Source organism: Quadrisphaera sp. INWT6 (genome assembly GCF_015390235.1).
In the GTDB taxonomy this organism is placed as follows: domain Bacteria; phylum Actinomycetota; class Actinomycetes; order Actinomycetales; family Quadrisphaeraceae; genus Quadrisphaera.
The window spans coordinates 1-17271 of sequence record NZ_VUOH01000002.1; the positions used below are offsets into that span (position 1 = coordinate 1).

A 17271-nucleotide genomic window follows, 5' to 3' on the forward strand; every position below is an offset into this window, starting at 1 on the left:
GTGAGGTCGCCGCCGAAGCGCTCCTGGACGGCGGCGCGGAGCCGGTCGACGTCGTCCTGCACCGTCAGGTCGGCCACGAGGACGGCGCAGCCGGTCTCGCCCGCGAGCGCCTCCAGGCGGTCGGCGCGGCGGGCGACGGCGAGGACGTCGTAGCCCTCGGCGCGCAGGCGCCGCGCGGTGGCGGCGCCGATGCCCGAGCTGGCGCCGGTGACGACGGCGGTGGGGACGGCGGTGGTGGTGGCGTCCTGGCTCATGCGCCGATCCCACCACCGCAGCGGTGGGGCCCGCTCCCCGGGGGAGGACCCCTGAGGTGCGGCAGGCGGGTGATCTCCCTCCGGCTCCCGGCCGGGGCTGCCGAAGGGGCACCGGGGAGCCGCGACCGCCGGGCTCCCCAGGAAGGGACCCACCGTGCCTGCTGATGAGCGCCGCCCCCCGCACCGCAGGGGTGCTGGCGGGTCCGGTCACCTCCCGACGGCTGCGGCGCTGGCCGCCCTCCTGCTCCTCCTCCTGGGCCTCGGCAGCGGCAGCCCCACCGGCGGTGGTGGCGCGGCTCCCTCGCGCCCCCTCGACGCGCAGCTCGTGGCGGCGGACAACCCGACCGCGCCCACCGGACTGCAGGCGGTCGCCGGACACCGTTCGCTGGTGGCCAGCTGGACGGCCACCGACAGCCGGGACAACCCCGAGCGCTACACCGTCTTCGTCCGCCAGGGCAGCACCTTGGTCACCAGCAAGAGCGTCGACCACCCGTCGACGTCCCTGTCGGTCGGAGGACTCACGAACGGCGCGACGTACTCCGTCACGGTCAGGGTCACGACCTCCTACTACGGCGGCCTCTTCGTCGGGACCGTCTACAAGAACTCTCCGGAGTCGACCCCGGTGCAGACCACGCCGCTGCCCAGCGCCCCGACCGGGCTGGGGGCCCGCGCGGGGGACAACCGCGTCGTGCTCACCTGGAACAAGAACCCCGAGGCGACGGGAGAGGTCACGAAGTACTCGGTGTACCGCGGGGGCAGGCTGGTCGCGCAGCCGGCGACCTCCTCCGCGAGCACGACCTCGTTCACGGACACCGGGCTGACCAACGGCACGGCGGTGAGGTACACCGTCACCGCCGTGGACGCGAACGGCGCGGAGTCGAGTCCCACGGCCGTGACCGCCACCCCCGTCGACACCGTCAGACCGTCACCCGTCACGGGGCTGCGGTCGGAGTGGACCTCGGACGGCTCCGGACAGACGCGCCTGTACTGGACGCCGTCGACGTCGGCGGACGCCGCCGTCCAGCGCGTGGTGCGCGACGGCGTCGCGGTGAAGGACCTCCCCGCGTCGGCGACGTCGTACACCGACGTCGCCGAGATCGAGGTGCGCCACTACTGGTCCATCAGCGTCGTCGACGACGACGGCCTCGTCTCGGAGAACGACCCCCAGACGACCGAGATCCCCCGCGACTGGATGGCGCCCGCTGTGCCGAGGGGGCTGACCGCCACGGCCGGCGACGGCAGGGTCGCCCTCTCGTGGACCGCCAACACCGAGAGCGACCTGGCCTCCTACCGCGTGCTGCGCGACGGTGCCGAGGTGGCAGCGGTGAACCCCCCGGCCACGTCGTTCACCGACACCGGCCTCACGAACGACACGGCCTACCAGTACGCGCTGCGGTCGGTCGACCGCTGGGGCAACACCTCGGACGCCTCGTCACCCGCCGTCACCGCGACCCCCCTCGACATGACGGCGCCCGCGGTCCCGGCGGGTCTGGCCGCGGTCCGCGGGGACGGCCAGGTCTCCCTGGCGTGGACCGCGAACACCGAGGCCGACCTCGCCGGCTACGACCTGTTCCGCCGCGCCGACGGCGCCAGCAGCTCGGCGCGCGTGAGCGGTGCGGTGCTCGGCGCCTCCGCGACGTCCTTCACGGACACGGGGCTCACCAACGACGTGCAGTACACGTACACGCTCCGCGCGCGGGACCGCGCCGGCAACAGCTCCGCCTCGTCGGCGGGCGCGAGCGCCACCCCCACCGACCTCACCCCGCCCGCCGTCCCCGCCCGCCCCTCCGCGGTGGCCGGCGACGGCGTCGTGAGCCTGTCCTGGACCGCCAGCCGCGAGAGCGACCTGGCCTCCTACCAGGTGATCCGCGACGGGGCCGTCATCGCCACGGTCACGAAGCCGACCACCACGCACACCGACCGCGGCGTCACCAACGGCCGCTCGTACGACTACGCGCTGAAGGCCGTGGACACCCACGCCAACGCCTCGGCGGCGACCACCCCCGTCGTCACCGCCACCCCCCGCGACCTCACACCGCCCGCCGTGCCCGCGGGCCTGACCGCCACCCGCGGGGACCAGCAGGTGGTGCTGAGCTGGACGGCGAACAGCGAGGGCGACCTGGCCTCCTACCGCGTGCTGCGCGACGGCGTCGTGGTCGCCACCGTCATCGCCCCGGCCGCCTCCTACACCGACACCGGGCTCACCAACGGCACCGCGTACAGCTACTCCCTGGCCGCGTACGACACCGCGGGCAACGGCTCGGCGGCGTCCTCGCCCGCGGTCAGGGCCACCCCGGCGGACACCACCGCCCCGGCCGTCCCCACCGGTCTGACCGCGGTCCGCGGCGACGGCCGGGTGGCGCTCACCTGGACGGCGAACGGCGAGACCGACCTGGCCGGCTACGACCTGCTGCGCGACGGCACCGTCCTCGGCGCGGGGCTCGGGGCCGGGGCCACCTCGTACGCCGACACCGGGCTCGTCAACGACCGGACCTACTCGTACGCCCTGCGCGCGCGGGACCGGGCCGGCAACGCCTCCGCGGCGTCCTCTCCCGAGGTCTCCGCGACGCCGACCGACCTCTCCGCACCCGCCGTCCCGGCCCGCCCCTCGGCGGTCGCCGGTGACACCGCGGTGAGCCTGTCGTGGGCACCCAGCAGCGAGAGCGACCTGGCCTCCTACCGCGTGGTCCGCGGAGGCACCGAGATCGCCGTGGTGACGGCTCCGACGACCACCTACACCGACCGCGCCGTCACCAACGGCACGGCCTACGACTACGCCCTGGTGGCCGTGGACACCTACGGCAACGCGTCCGCGGCGACCACTCCGCTGGTGAGCGCCACACCGCGCGACCTCACCCCGCCCGCCGTCCCCGCGGGCCTGACCGCCACCCGCGGCGACACGCGGGTGGTGCTGAGCTGGACGGCGAACAGCGAGGGCGACCTGACCTCCTACCGCGTGCTGCGCGACGGCGTCGTCATCGCCACCGTCACCGCGCCCACCACCTCGTACACCGACACCGGACTCACCAACGACACCGCGTACGACTACTCCCTGGCCGCCGACGACGCCGCCGGCAACGGCTCGGCCGCGTCCTCGGTCGTGACCGCCACGCCCACCGACCTCACCCCGCCGGCGCCGCCGGCCGGGGTCGGATCCACCCCCGGCGACGGCGCGGTGGACGTGTCCTGGACCGCCAACACCGAGCCCGACCTCGCCGCCTACCGCGTCTACCGCGGCGGCCAGCTGGTGACGACGATCGCGGTGGTGGCCGCGCCCGGCACGACGCCGACCTCGTACCGCGACTCCGGCCTCACCAACGGCACCGCCCGCACCTACGCCGTGACCGCCGTCGACACCCACGGCAACGAGTCGCCCACCTCGACCACGAGCGCCACGCCCGCGGACACCACGGCCCCCGGAGCCCCCGGGACGCCCACCACCACGCCGTCCGACCGACGGGTGACGATCACGTGGGCGGCGAGCCCCGCCGATGACGTCGCCACCTACCGCGTGCTGCGCGACGGCGTCGAGATCGCCGGCCTGCCGGCCACGGCGAGGTCCTACACCGACACCACGCCCGTCAACGGCCACACCTACGCGTACACCGTGGTCGCGGTGGACACCGCCGGGAACCGCTCCCCCGCCTCCGGGACGGGCTCCGCGACCCCGCGCGACGGCGCACCCCCCGCTGCCCCGACGGCCGTCTCCGCGACCCCCGGAAGCGGCAGCGCCACCGTGCGCTGGACCGCTCCCGCCGACACCGACCTCGCGACCTACCGGGTGCTCCGCGCGGACGGCTCCACCGCCGTGACGGTGGCCGCCCCGGCCACCAGCGCCGTCGTGAGCGGGCTCACCAACGGCACGCCGGTCACCTTCACCGTGGTGGTCGTCGACACCAGCGGCAACACGTCGTCCCCGTCGTCGGAGGTGACCACCACCCCCGTGGCGCCGGTCGCGACCTTCGGCTCCCAGGGCGCCGGGACGAGCGGAGCCCTGGCCGTCAGCCCCGACGGCCGCTGGGTGGTGCTCTCCACCGCTGCGCCCCTGGAGGGCGCCACCGACGGCAACGGCGCCGAGGAGCTGTACCGGGTCGACACGACGGGGACCACTAGCCCCCGGCGCATCGCGCCGCTGCGCACCCGGGGGTCGCTCGTGACCGACTCCACCCAGGACTCCGAGGTCGCACTGAGCAGCGACGGGCGCTACGTCGTGCTGGCGACGGCGGACGCCCTGGTCGACTCGGACCAGAACGGGCAGCTGGACGTCTACCGCGCCGACATGAGCACCTCACCCCCCACCTACGCCCTGGTGTCGGTGCCGGGGGCGGCCTCGGGACGGACGGCGGGTCTCGCTCACACGAGCACCGCCGGCACCCTCGTGCAGAGCACGTCGACGGTCCAGACCAAGGTCCCCGGCCTCGCGGTCTCGGCCGACGGGACCCGTGTGCTCTTCTACTCCGCCCGCACCGACCTGCTGCCCTCCGGCGGCACCTCAGGGGTGGCGGTCTTCGCCAAGGACCTCCCGAGCTCCGACCCGAGCCTCGGCCCGGTCGCGCTGGTCTCCGCCGACACCGGCGGCGGGGCCCTCACCCGCACTCCGACCGGACCCGCTCTCGCCGTCACCCCGGACGGCCGCTACGCCGTGTTCACCGCGACCGGCAGCTCCTCCGGGTACGCGGTGCTGCGCAAGGACCTCGGCTCCACGACGCCCGGGACGGCGAGCAGCACCGGTGAGCTGCTGCTGGTGTCCAGCACCCCGCCGGTGTCCGGCCAGCAGCACGAGGTCGGCGCCGGGCGCGACACCGGGCAGGTGTCGGTGAGCGCGGACGGCAGGCTCGTGGCCTTCCTCAGCACCGCGCAGCTGGCGTCGGCGAGGCCGCGGAACACCGGCTCCGCCTCCAGCGCGTACGCCAAGGACCTCGTCACCGGGGCGGTCACCGCCATCGGCTCGCCGACCTCGGGCGTCGAGGAGGAGCAGGTCTCCCTCAGCCCCGACGGCGCGACGGCCACCTTCTCGACGGCGGCCCCGCTCGTGAGCGGCGACCAGAACGCCAAGCCGGACGCCTACCGGCGGGTCCTCGCCAGCGGCGCGCTGTCGCTGGTGACGTCCGACGCCGCAGGCGCCCCGACGCCGGCGTTCGCGGGAGCCGCCTACCGCGGACGGGTGGTGGACCTGGGCGGACCGCAGGTCGTCGCCCTCACCGTCCAGGCCCTCGACCCCGCCGACACCAACCGGGTCCGCGACGCCTACCTCAAGGACCTCGCGACCGGGGCGGTCTCCTCGCTCGTGCGCCCCTGACGCACCGCCGTCCCGGCGGGGCTGGTCTGGGAGGATATCGGCCGTGCCTGAGACCGACCGCCCCACCAACGGTTCCGCCTCCAGCCCCGCGCCGGCGGCCGGCGTCCCCGACCGCCCGGCCCTGGAGGGGCTGGAGCAGGCGTGGGACGCCGCGTGGACCGAGCGCGGCACGTACGCCTTCGACCGCGCCGGTGCGCTGGGAGCGCCCGCCGGCGTCTACGCCGTCGACACCCCGCCGCCGACGGTGTCGGGGTCGCTGCACGTGGGGCACGTGTTCAGCTACACCCACACCGACGTCGTCGCGCGCTTCCAGCGGATGCGCGGTCGCACCGTCTTCTACCCGATGGGCTGGGACGACAACGGCCTGCCCACCGAGCGCCGGGTGCAGAACTACTACGGCGTCCGCTGCGACACCTCGCTGCCCTACGAGGGCCCGGACTTCACCCCGCCCCACAGCGGCGACGCGGGGTCGGTCAAGGCCGCCGACCAGGTGCCCGTCTCCCGCCGCACCTTCGTGGCGCTGTGCGAGCGGCTCACCGCCGAGGACGAGAAGGAGTTCGAGGCGCTGTGGCGCCGCCTGGGCCTGTCGGTCGACTGGTCGCTGACCTACTCGACGATCGGCGAGCGATCGCGCACCACGTCGCAGCGCATGTTCCTGCGCGACCTGGCCCGCGGCGCCGCCTACCAGGCGCAGGCGCCCGGGCTGTGGGACGTCACCTTCCAGACCGCCGTCGCCCAGGCGGAGCTCGAGGCCCGCGACTACCCCGGGGCTTACCACGAGGTCGCCTTCACCCGCGCTGACGGCGAGGGCGAGGTGGTCATCGAGACCACCCGGCCCGAGCTGCTCCCGGCGTGCGTCGCGCTCATCGCCCACCCCGACGACGAGCGCTACCAGGGCCTGTTCGGCACCACGGTGGTCTCCCCCGTCTTCGGCGTCGAGCTGCCGGTGCTCGCGCACCCCGCGGCCGAGCCCGACAAGGGCGCCGGCATCGCCATGTGCTGCACCTTCGGCGACCTCACCGACGTCACCTGGTGGCGCGACCTCGACCTGCCCACCCGCCCCGTGGTCGCCCGCGACGGGCGCCTGGTCCGCGACACGCCCTCCTGGCTGCCCGAGGCCGGCGCGAGCGCGTACGAGGCGCTGGCCGGCAGGACCACGCACTCGGCCCGCGTCGCCGTCGTCGACGCGCTGCGGGAGTCCGGCGCCCTCAAGGCCGACCCGAAGCCCACCCAGCGCAAGGCCAACTTCTTCGAGAAGGGCGACAAGCCCCTCGAGATCGTGACGTCGCGCCAGTGGTACCTGCGCAACGGCGGCCGGTCCGCCGCCGGCTTCGAGGACCTGCGCGAGCAGCTGCTCGCCCGCGGCCGCGAGCTGGGCTTCCACCCCGACTTCATGCGCGTGCGCTACGAGAACTGGGTCGGTGGCCTCACCGGTGACTGGCTGGTCTCCCGCCAGCGCTTCTTCGGCGTGCCGATCCCGCTCTGGTACCGCGTCTCGGAGTCCGGGGAGGTCTCCTACGACGACGTGCTGGTGCCGTCCGAGGAGTCGCTGCCGGTCGACCCGTCCACCGACGTCCCGCCGGGGTTCACCGAGTCCCAGCGGGGTGAGCCGGGCGGCTTCGTCGGCGAGACCGACGTCTTCGACACCTGGGCCACCTCGTCGCTGACCCCGCAGATCGCCGCCGGGTGGGAGCAGGACCCGGAGCTGTTCGCCGCGGTCTTCCCCTACGACCTGCGCCCGCAGGGCCAGGACATCATCCGCACCTGGCTCTTCTCCACCGTGGTGCGCGCCCACCACGAGCACGGGTCGCTGCCCTGGTCCGACGCCGCCATCAGCGGCTGGATCCTCGACCCCGACCGCAAGAAGATGAGCAAGTCCAAGGGCAACGTGGTCACGCCCCTGGGGCTGCTGGAGGAGCACGGCGCCGACGGCGTCCGGTACTGGGCCGCCTCGGCGCGCCTCGGCACCGACGCCGCCTTCGAGGTCGGCCAGATGAAGATCGGGCGCCGCCTGGCGCTGAAGGTCCTCAACGTGGCCAAGTTCGCGCTGTCGATGGGCGCGACCGACCCGACGGCCCCCGTCACCGAGGCGCTCGACCGCGCAGTGCTGGGCGGGCTCGCCTCCGTGGTCGAGACGGCGACGGCTGCTCTGGAGCGCTACGAGCACACGGCGGCGCTGCAGACCGTCGAGGCCTTCTTCTGGACCTTCTGCGACGACTACGTCGAGCTGGTCAAGGAGCGCGCGTACGGCGCCCAGGGCGAGGAGGCGGCCGCCTCGGCGCGCGCCGCGCTGGCCCGCTCCCTCGACGTGGTGCTCCGCCTGCTGGCGCCCTTCCTGCCCTTCGCCACCGAGGAGGTCTGGAGCTGGTGGCGCGCCCAGGACGGCGAGGGCTCGGTGCACACCGCCTCCTGGCCCACCGCCGAGCCGCTGCGCGAGGCGGCCGGAGCGGGCTCCGGCACGACCGGTGCCGTCGACCCGGCGCTGCTGGCCGTGGTCGGGCGAGGGCTCGCCGGCGTCCGCAAGGCCAAGAGCGAGGCCAAGGTCTCCATGCGCACCGAGGTGGTGACGGCCACCGTCGCCGTCCCCGCGGCCCTGGTGGCGTCCGTGGAGGCCGCGGCCGCCGACCTGGCAGCGGCGGGCAAGGTGCGCGACCTGCGGGTCGTGACGGCCGCCGACGGCGGTCCGGCCGGCGCCGACGGCGTCACGGTGACCGACGTCGAGCTGGTCCCCCCGGCCTCCGCCTCCTGACGACCCCACCCGCGCCCCCGGGACGACGACGCGTCGTCGTCCCGGGGGCGCGGCGCGGGCCCAGCCGAGCGACCACGGGCTTCGGGACTCCGTGGTCGTCGGCGTCGGGGCCGGCGGCTGCGCGCACGCACGAGGGCCCCTCCACCAGCGCGTGCTGGTGGAGGGGCCCTCGTCGGTGCCCGGGGGCGAGGATCAGGCGGACTTGTCGCGGCGCTCGCGCTTGCGGGCCTCGGAGGCCTTGTCCTTGGGGACCAGCGTCGGGTTGACGTTCTTGAGGACGACGTCGCGGTCGACCTCGACGCGGGCGACGTCGTCGCGGCTCGGCAGGTCGAACATCACCGGGCCGAGCACCTCCTCCATGATCGCGCGCAGGCCGCGGGCGCCGGTGCCGCGCAGGATCGCCTGCTCGGCGACGGCGACGAGCGCCTCGTCGGAGAACTCCAGCTCGACGCCGTCGATCTCGAACATGCGCTGGTACTGCTTGACCAGGGCGTTGCGCGGCTCGGTGAGGATCCGGACCAGGGCGGCGGCGTCGAGCTCGCGCACCGAGGTGATGACCGGCAGGCGCCCGATGAACTCGGGGATGAGCCCGAACTTCAGCAGGTCCTCCGGCATGACCTTGCCGAACATGCCCGGCAGGCCGGAGGCGGAGTGCAGCGGGGCGCCGAAGCCGATGCCCTTCTTGCCCATGCGCCCGGAGATCATCTCCTCGAGGCCGGCGAAGGCCCCGCCCACGATGAACAGGACGTTCGTCGTGTCGATCTGGATGAACTCCTGGTGGGGGTGCTTGCGCCCGCCCTGCGGCGGCACCGACGCCGTCGTCCCCTCGAGGATCTTCAGCAGCGCCTGCTGCACGCCCTCGCCGGAGACGTCACGGGTGATCGACGGGTTCTCGCTCTTGCGGGCGATCTTGTCGACCTCGTCGATGTAGATGATGCCCGTCTCGGCCTTCTTGACGTCGTAGTCAGCGGCCTGGATGAGCTTGAGCAGGATGTTCTCGACGTCCTCACCGACGTAGCCCGCCTCGGTGAGGGCCGTGGCGTCGGCGATGGCGAACGGGACGTTCAGCATCTTCGCGAGGGTCTGCGCGAGGTAGGTCTTGCCGCAGCCGGTGGGGCCGATGAGCAGGATGTTCGACTTGGCGATGTCGACAGGCTCCTCGACCTTCTTGGCCGGGTCGGACGCCTGGATGCGCTTGTAGTGGTTGTAGACGGCCACGCTCAGGGCCCGCTTGGCCTCGTCCTGGCCGATGATGTACTGCTCGAGGAAGCTGAAGATCTCCCGCGGCTTGGGCAGCTCGACCAGGCCGAGCTCGCTGGCCTCGGCCAGCTCCTCCTCGATGATCTCGTTGCACAGGTCGATGCACTCGTCGCAGATGTACACCCCCGGGCCCGCGATGAGCTTCTTGACCTGCTTCTGGCTCTTGCCGCAGAAAGAGCACTTCAGCAGGTCCGCGCCATCGCCGATCCGTGCCACGTGGGGGGCCTCCTCGAGTCGTCCCGCACGATCGCACGGGGTGGGTCCATGGAACACCACTGACGGACACCTGTCAGCGGGACGAGCGGAAGTGCCGGCGCCTCCCGCTGGTGCCCGGCGCAGGGCCGGGCACCAGCGGGAGCGGCCCCGGAGGGCCGCAGCGGGCGGGTGTCAGGCGGACGCGAGGGCGCTGGCCTTGCGGCTCTCCAGCACCTGGTCGACGAGGCCGTACTCCTTGGCCTGGTCGGCGGTGAGGATCTTGTCGCGCTCGATGTCGGCCTTGACCTGCTCGACGGTGCGGCCGGTGTGGCCGGCCAGCGTCGTCTCGAGCCACGAGCGCATGCGCAGCACCTCTGCGGCCTGGATCTCGATGTCGGACGCCTGCCCGTAGTCGCCGCCGGGGCTGGCCGGCTGGTGGATCAGCACGCGGGCGTTCGGCAGCGCGAGCCGCTTGCCGGGGGCGCCGGCGGCCAGCAGGACCGCCGCGGCCGAGGCCGCCTGCCCGAGGCAGACGGTCTGGATGTCGGGGCGGATGTACTGCATCGTGTCGTAGATCGCGGTCATCGCGGTCATCGAGCCGCCGGGGCTGTTGATGTACAGCGTGATGTCTCGGTCGGGGTCCTGCGCCTCGAGCACGAGGAGCTGGGCCATGACGTCGTCAGCGGACGCGTCGTCGACCTGGACGCCCAGGAAGATCACCCGGTCCTCGAACAGGCGCGTGTAGGGGTCCTGGCGCTTGAAGCCGTAAGCGGTGCGCTCCTCGAACTGCGGGAGCACGTAGCGCGACGACGGCGCGCCGTGGGGGAAGGCTGCGGTGGACATGTGCTTCTCCTCGCTCTGCGGTCTGCCGGCTCAGGCGGCCGACGACGAGCCGGTGCCGCCGCCCTCGGGCACGTCGGAGGCGCTGGTGATGACGTGGTCGATGAAGCCGTACTCCTTGGCCTCGGCCGCGGTGAACCAGCGGTCGCGGTCGTTGTCCTTGTTGATCTGCTCGATCGTCTGGCCGGTCTGGTCCGCCGTCAGCTGCGACAGCGTCCGCTTCATGTTGAGGATCAGCTCGGCCTGGATGGCGATGTCGCTCGCGGTGCCGCCGATGCCGCCGGAGGGCTGGTGCATCATGATCCGCGCGTGCGGGGTGGCGTAGCGCTTGCCCTTGGCGCCGCTGGCCAGCAGGAACTGGCCCATCGAGGCGGCCAGGCCCATGCCGACCGTGGCGACGTCGGGCTGGACGTACTGCATCGTGTCGTAGATCGCCATGCCCGCGGTCACCGAGCCGCCGGGGCTGTTGATGTACAGCCAGATGTCCTTCTCGGGGTCCTCGGCGGCGAGCAGCATCAGCTGCGCGCAGATCGCGTTGGCGTTGTCGTCGCGGACCTCGGAGCCCAGCCAGATGATCCGCTCGCGGAGCAGGCGCTGGTAGATGTGCTCGTCGAGGCCCATGGGGGAACCGCCGCCGGTGCGCGCCGTCACGTCGGCTGCCCGGTGTCCGTCAGGCCGGGAATCGCTCACGGGAGTTCGCTCCTGTCCGTCGTTGCCGGCGCGCCTCGTGCGGCGGTCCGGCTGACCTTCGCCGTCGCCCTCGGTGACGGGACGACGACCCGTGTCGACCCTAGCGCCGGGCGCTGACGCGGCAGTCCCGACCTGCGCCGCTGTTCGCTGTCGGCGCACGGTCGCCGGCCGGGACGGCCGCGGGGTGGCGGTGCGCTCGACGGACGAGCGCACCGCCACCCCGCGGGTGGACCTGGTGGGGCGGGTGTCAGCTCTGCGAGCCGGCGCCCTCGGTGCCCTCAGCGGCCTCGGCCCCACCGGCGGCCTCAGCGGCCTCGGTCTTGGGCTTGCGGGTGCGCTTCGGCTTCTCCTCCGCGGCGGGCGCCTCGGCGCCCTCCTCCGCGGCGTCGCCCTCGGCGGTCTCGGCGGCGGCGGCCTTCGGCTTGCGGGTGCGCTTCGGCTTCTCCTCCGCGGCGGGCGCCTCGGCGCCCTCCTCGGCGGTCTCGGCGGCGGCGGCCTTGGGCTTGCGGGTGCGCTTCGGCTTCTCCGCGGCGGCGGGCGCCTCGGCGGCCTCGCCCTCGGCGTCGTCGTCCTCGTCACCGAGGTCGACGGCGTTGCCCGAGGCGTCCGTCACGGTCGCCTTCTCGAGCACCGTGGCCAGCGCCTTGCGGCGGGCGACCTCCTGGACCAGGGCCGGCACCTGGCCGGCCTGGTCCATCGCCTGGGCGAAGGAGTTCGGGTCCATGCCGTAGGCGGGGGCCTGGGCGACGATGTACTCGACCAGCTCCTCCTGCGCCACGGTGACCTCCTCGGCCTCCGCGACGGCGTCGAGGAGGAACTGCGTGCGCAGCACGCGGCGGGTCTCCTCGGTCACCTCGGCGCGGTGCTCGTCGTCCTCGAGGCGCGACTCGTTCTCGAGGTGGCGGTGCACCTCGGCCTCGACGACGGAGTCGGGCACCGGGATGTCGAGGGTCTCGAGCAGCTGCTCGAGCACCTTGTCGCGCGCCTGGACGCCCTGGCGGAAGACGGCCTGGTCCTCGGCCTTGGCGGCGAGGTCGGCGCGGAGGGCGTCGATGGTCTCGAACTCGCTGGCGAGCTGGGCGAAGTCGTCGTCGAGCTCGGGGAGCTCGCGCACCTTGACCGAGCGGGCCACGACGGTGACCTCGGCGGCCTCGCCGGCGTGCTCGCCACCGGCCAGCGTGCTGGTGAAGGAGCGGTCCTGGCCGACCTCGGCGCCCTCGAGCGCGTCGTCGAGGCCGTCGAGCATGGTGCCCAGGCCGACCTCGTAGCTGATGCCGGTGGCGGAGTCGACGTCCTCGCCGTCGATGGTGGCGGTGAGGTCGAGGGAGACGACGTCACCGGTCTGCACGGCGCGCTCGACGGGCACCAGGGTGCCGAAGCGCTTGCGCAGGGCCTCGAGCTGCTCGTCGACAGCGCCGTCGGCGACCTCGGCGTCGTCGACGGTCACGGCGATGGTGGAGAAGTCGGGCAGGTCGATGGTCGGGCGGACGTCGACCTCGGCGGTGAACTTCAGCTCACCGGCGTCCGCGCCCTCGCCCACCGGCACCTCGGTGATCTCCACCTCGGGCTGGCCGAGCGGGCGGACCGAGCTCTCCTGGACGGCCTGCTGGTAGAAGCCCGGCAGGGCCTCGTTCACGGCCTCCTGGATCACGACGCCGCGCCCGAAGCGCTGGTCGATGATGCGGGAGGGCACCTTGCCGCGGCGGAAGCCCGGAACCTGCACCTGGCCGCCGATCGAGCGGTAGGCCTTGTCGAGGCTCGGCTTCAGCTCGGCGAAGGACACCTCGACGGTCAGCTTCACCCGCGTCGGGTTGAGGGTCTCGACGTCGCTCTTCACAGCAGGCTCTCTCCAGGTCTTCCGGCGGGCAGAGATCAGTTCGTGGTGCTCCGTGGTGCTGCGGGCGTCGCTGCGCGGCCGTCGGCCGGAGCTCTCCGGCACCGGCCCGAGCGGGCCGGCTGGCGCAGGCAGCACCGACCCACGGCGGGCACCAGCGCCCAGCCTATGCCTGAACGGCAGCGGCGGTCGGGGTACCCGGATTCGAACCGGGGGCCTTCCGCTCCCAAAGCGGACGCGCTACCTGGCTGCGCCACACCCCGTGCCCCGCAGGACACGAGCAGGCTACGCGCTCGGAGCCCCTCGCGTGCCGGTAGGCTCGCCCCGCGCCGTGCACCTCCGGCCCGCTCTCCGGGTCGTCACGCACGGTGATGCGGGTGTAGCTCAATGGTAGAGCACCAGTCTTCCAAACTGGCTACGCGAGTTCGATTCTCGTCACCCGCTCCCCCACCGCGCCGCGGCGGCACCACGGCTCCCACGCGCGACCCCGCACCACGCGTCATCGACGTCACGACCGTCTCGACCGCGGGCGTCGAGTCGTCACCCGTGGCCGACGCCCTCGCCGGGCTGCGCGCCAACGAGGCCCGCTGCTTCCACACGGAGCACGGCCTCCCCCTCACCACCGAGCCGGCCGACAGCGAGCGGGGCGCCGCCGTCGTCGCCCACGTCACCGAGGTGCTCGCCACCGAGCGCGACCCCACCACCGCCTCGCGCCCGCTGGAGGCCTCGACCTCCGAGGTCGACGGCGTCCGCTGGTCGCACGTGTTCTCCGCGTCGGGCCTGGCCGTCAACGTGCTCTGGACGCAGGCCGACGGCGGAGAGCGCGCCGTCGGGTCCACGCCGTCCGACGGCGTGGAGGTGCCCGCCGAGCTCGCGGAGCGCTCCAGGTCCGCCCGCCAGCGCTCGGAGCTCGCCGGGACGATCCGCGGCAGCTCCTCGGTCATCAAGGGCGAGCACGCCCTGCCCGCCCGAGCCGGCTCAGCCGTCCGACGGCGCCACGACCACCTCGACGCCGGCAGCGGCCAGCGCCTCCGCCAGCTCACCGGTCGGCGCGGCGTCGGTGACCAGCACGTCGACGCCGTCGAGGCCCAGCAGCCGTCGCGGCCCGGCGGCGCCGAGCTTCGCGGCGTCGGCCACGACCACCACGCGGCGCGCGGCCGCGGCCATCGCCCGCCCGACGTCGGCCTCGCCGGCGTCGGCGGTCGTGGTGCCGAAGCGCGCGTCGACCCCGTCGACCCCGAGGACGGCGACGTCGAGCACCAGCTCCTCCAGGAACGCCCGCGCGGGAGGACCGGTGATCTCCAGCGAGCGGGCGCGCACGGTGCCGCCGCACAGCTCCACGCGCACGTGGGGGCGCACGGCCAGCTCGTAGGCGACGTTGAGCGCGTTGGTGACCACGGTGACGCCGGTGCTGCCGTCGGCGGGCACGAGGTGGTCGGCGCGGGCCAGCTCGCGGGCCACCTCGGTGGTGGTGCTGCCGCCGTTGAGGCCCACGGCGTCGCCCAGGCCCAGGAGCGCGGCCACGGCGCGGCCGACGGCGCGCTTGGCGGCGGTCCGCTCCCCCGCCCGGTCGGCCACGGTCCGCTCGAAGCCGCCCGCGGCCAGCGACGAGGCGCCGCCGTGCGTGCGCAGCACCAGCTTGGCCTCGGCGAGGTGGTCGAGGTCGCGGCGCGCCGTCGCCGGGGAGGCCCCCAGCTCGGCGCAGACCTCCGCGACGCTGACGCGGCGCCGGTCGGCGAGCAGGTCGAGGATGCGCTCGAGGCGCTCCTCGCGGCGCAGGCGGCCCTCGTCGGCCGCGCCGGCCTCGGCCGGGCGGGCCTCCCCGTCGCCCACCCCGTCGCTCACCCGGCGCCGCCGGCGGTGCGCACCTCGACCACGGCCAGATCCTCGCCCAGGACGACGACGTCGGCGCGGGCACCCGGCGCGAGCACGCCGCGAGCGGCGGCCCCGCCCCCGCCGGCGGCGCCCACGGCCCGTGCGGGCGTCGAGGTCGCGGCCCGCACGAGCGCCTCCAGGGGGATCCCCGCGGCGGCGCCCAGGCGCAGCGCGACGTCGAGGGTGAGCGCCGACCCGGCGATGGTGTCGCCGCCCGCCAGGACCGCCCGGGGCGGCGCCCCCGCCGCTGCGGGCGCCTCGAGGACGACCTCCAGCCCTCCCAGGCGGTACCGCGACGGCCCGCCCGGCGGCACGGCGGCGGCCGCCATCGCGTCGGTGATGAGCGCGACCCGCCCCGGAGCGGCGGTGAGCAGCAGGGCCGCGGCGCGGGGGTGCACGTGGTGGCCGTCGAGGATGACCTCCAGGACCACGCGCTCGTCGTCCAGCGCCGCGACGACGGGGCCCGGGGCGCGGTGGTGGATGCCGGGCATGGCGTTGAAGGCGTGGGTGAGCAGCCGGGCGCCGGCGTCGAAGGCCCCGGCGGCCTGCTCGCAGCTGGCCTCGGTGTGCCCGACCGCGACCGCGGTGCCCGCCCCGGTGAAGAGGCGCAGCGCCTCGTCGGCGCCGGCGCGCTGCGGGTCGAGGGTCACCTGGCGCAGCGTGCCGCGGGCCGCGGCCAGCAGGTGGCGGACCGCGGCGGGGGTGGGGTCGGTGAGCTTGGCGGGGTCGTGCGCGCCGCGGCGGGCGTGCGCGAGGAAGGGGCCCTCGAGGTGGCTCCCGAGCACCAGCCCGCCCGCGCCCCCGGCCTCGACGAGGTCTGCGACGCCGGAGAGGTGCTCGGCCAGCACGTCGACGTCGTCGGCCACGAAGCTGACGACCCCGGCGGTGGTGCCGTGCGCCCGGTGGGCGAGCGCCGCGGCCAGGACGGCGTCGGGCCCCTCCTCGTGGGAGCGCCCACCGCCGCCGTGGCGGTGGACGTCCACGAACCCGGGGACCAGCCAGCGGCCGGCCGCGTCGAGCACCTCGGCCCCGCCGGAGCCGCGGGTGTGCTCGCGCCACCCGACGCCGGAGCCGAGGGCGACCACGCGGCCCCCCTCGGTGACCAGCCAGGCGTCCTCGAGGGCCGGGGCCCCGGTGCCGTCCAGCAGCCGCGCGGAGTGCGCGACCCAGCGCGCTGACGACCCGCGCGGGCTCATGCGGCTGCGCGGGTCACGCGCGGGTCAGCAGCGAGGCGGCGGCGGTGTCGAGCAGCACGTGCACGTCCGTGAAGAGCCGGACGGCGGAGGCGGGGCAGGCGGGGCCGACCGGGCCCTCCAGGGCCGCGCGCACCGCCTCGGCCTTCGCGGCGCCGGTGGCGAGCAGCAGGTGGCGGCGGGCGGTGCCGATGGTGGCGACGCCCTGGGTCACCGCGTGGTGGGGCACCTGGGCGGGGCTGTCGAAGAAGCGGGCGTTGTCGGCGCGGGTGCGCTCGTCGAGGTCGACCACGCGGGTGCGCGACCCCAGCGGCGAGCCGGGCTCGTTGAACCCGATGTGGCCGTTGGCGCCGATCCCCAGGAGCTGCACGTCGGCGCCGCCCGCGGCCGCGAGGGCCGCCTCGTAGGCGTCGGCGGCGGCGCGCGGGTCGTCGGCGGTCCCGTCGGGCACGTGGACCTGGTCGAGCGGGACGCCCAGCGGTCCGGCCGCCTCGCGCTCGATGACGGCGCGGTAGCTCTCGGGGTGGCCGGCCGGCAGGCCGACGTACTCGTCGAGGGCGAACAGGCGCACGCCGTCCCAGCCGGGCAGGCCGCGGGCGGCGAGCTCGGCGTAGACGGGTGAGGGGGTGGAGCCGGTGGCGACGCCGAAGGTGCGCAGCCCACCGGCGAGCAGCAGCTCGGCGACGAGGTCGGCGGCGCGGCGGGCGACGGCGGCGGCGTCGGGCAGCACCTGCACCACGAGCCGGCTCTCGGTGGCCCCGCGGGGGGCGGGGGCGGGGCTCGTGGCGGTCAGCACGTGACTCCTCATGACGCGGTGGACGACTGATCGTGAGCGTATCTGCTCACGATCGATCAGGGAACCGCTCAGAAGCGTCAGTCCTGCTCATGTCGTTCCGAGGCAAGGCGGTCAGCACCCCACCTGCGACCACCCGGCCGGTCAGGCCTGCTCGGCGGCCCAGTCCTCGAGCGGGACGACGGGCGTGGAGGGGCCCTCCAGGCTGGCGGCAGCGAGCAGCGCCTCGAGTGAGGCGATCAGCTGCTCGGTCGCGGTGTCCACGTCGGTGAGGTTCCCCAGGGCCGCA

10 protein-coding genes and 2 tRNA genes are annotated in these 17271 nt (G+C 74.8%); 3 read left to right on the forward strand and 9 right to left on the reverse strand.

Translation table 11 applies throughout. The features are described 5' to 3' along the window. The coding region (locus F1641_RS04990) for an SDR family oxidoreductase (RefSeq protein WP_194903417.1) at positions 1–254 on the reverse strand (254 nt) is incomplete at its 3' end. 154 nt (positions 255–408) lie between these two features. Between F1641_RS04990 and F1641_RS04995 the strand changes: the two genes are divergently transcribed. Next, a complete protein-coding gene (locus F1641_RS04995) occupies positions 409–5553 on the forward strand; it encodes a fibronectin type III domain-containing protein (protein WP_194903418.1) in 5145 nt (1714 codons plus the stop codon). A gap of 43 nt (positions 5554–5596) precedes the next feature. Beyond that, complete coding sequence (gene valS, locus F1641_RS05000; protein ID WP_194903419.1) at positions 5597–8302, forward strand: valine--tRNA ligase; 2706 nt, start codon at positions 5597–5599, stop codon at positions 8300–8302. A 192-nt stretch (positions 8303–8494) separates the two neighbouring features. On the opposite strand, the gene clpX is transcribed toward valS, so the two are convergent. From clpX to F1641_RS05025, 5 genes are all read right to left on the reverse strand, one after another. Continuing rightward, positions 8495–9778 carry an ATP-dependent Clp protease ATP-binding subunit ClpX gene (gene clpX, locus F1641_RS05005; RefSeq protein ID WP_194903420.1) on the reverse strand — a complete coding sequence of 428 codons (1284 nt, stop codon included), beginning with the start codon at positions 9776–9778 and terminating at the stop codon, positions 8495–8497. Between the two features lie 171 nt (positions 9779–9949). Further along, positions 9950–10600, reverse strand: a complete 651-nt coding sequence (locus tag F1641_RS05010; RefSeq protein WP_194903421.1) for an ATP-dependent Clp protease proteolytic subunit — start codon at positions 10598–10600, stop codon at positions 9950–9952. A 30-nt stretch (positions 10601–10630) separates the two neighbouring features. After that, positions 10631–11218: an ATP-dependent Clp protease proteolytic subunit gene (locus F1641_RS05015; protein ID WP_194904795.1), complete on the reverse strand. Its 588-nt coding sequence runs from the start codon at positions 11216–11218 to the stop codon at positions 10631–10633. A 316-nt stretch (positions 11219–11534) separates the two neighbouring features. Further along, positions 11535–13124, reverse strand: a complete 1590-nt coding sequence (gene tig / locus F1641_RS05020; RefSeq protein WP_194903422.1) for a trigger factor — start codon at positions 13122–13124, stop codon at positions 11535–11537. Positions 13125–13310: 186 nt separating this feature from the next. Then, positions 13311–13384, reverse strand: a tRNA-Pro gene (locus tag F1641_RS05025). Positions 13385–13494: 110 nt separating this feature from the next. Between F1641_RS05025 and F1641_RS05030 the strand changes: the two genes are divergently transcribed. Beyond that, positions 13495–13565 (forward strand) — tRNA-Gly (locus F1641_RS05030). Positions 13566–14099: 534 nt separating this feature from the next. Here F1641_RS05030 and F1641_RS05035 read toward each other — a convergent pair. The 3 genes from F1641_RS05035 to F1641_RS05045 are packed head-to-tail and all read right to left on the reverse strand — an operon-like array spanning position 14100 to position 16985. After that, the gene (locus F1641_RS05035) at positions 14100–14966 is read right to left on the reverse strand and encodes a DeoR/GlpR family DNA-binding transcription regulator (RefSeq protein WP_309225400.1); all 867 of its coding nucleotides are present in this window, start codon (positions 14964–14966) and stop codon (positions 14100–14102) included. Further along, positions 14963–16192, reverse strand: coding sequence for an N-acetylglucosamine-6-phosphate deacetylase (locus tag F1641_RS05040; protein ID WP_194903423.1), 1230 nt, complete (start codon positions 16190–16192; stop codon positions 14963–14965). The genes F1641_RS05035 and F1641_RS05040 overlap by 4 nt, the downstream gene beginning before the upstream one ends. Before the next feature lie 13 nt (positions 16193–16205). After that, a complete protein-coding gene (locus F1641_RS05045) occupies positions 16206–16985 on the reverse strand; it encodes a glucosamine-6-phosphate deaminase (RefSeq protein ID WP_206690655.1) in 780 nt (259 codons plus the stop codon). Positions 16986–17271 lie beyond the last annotated feature (286 nt).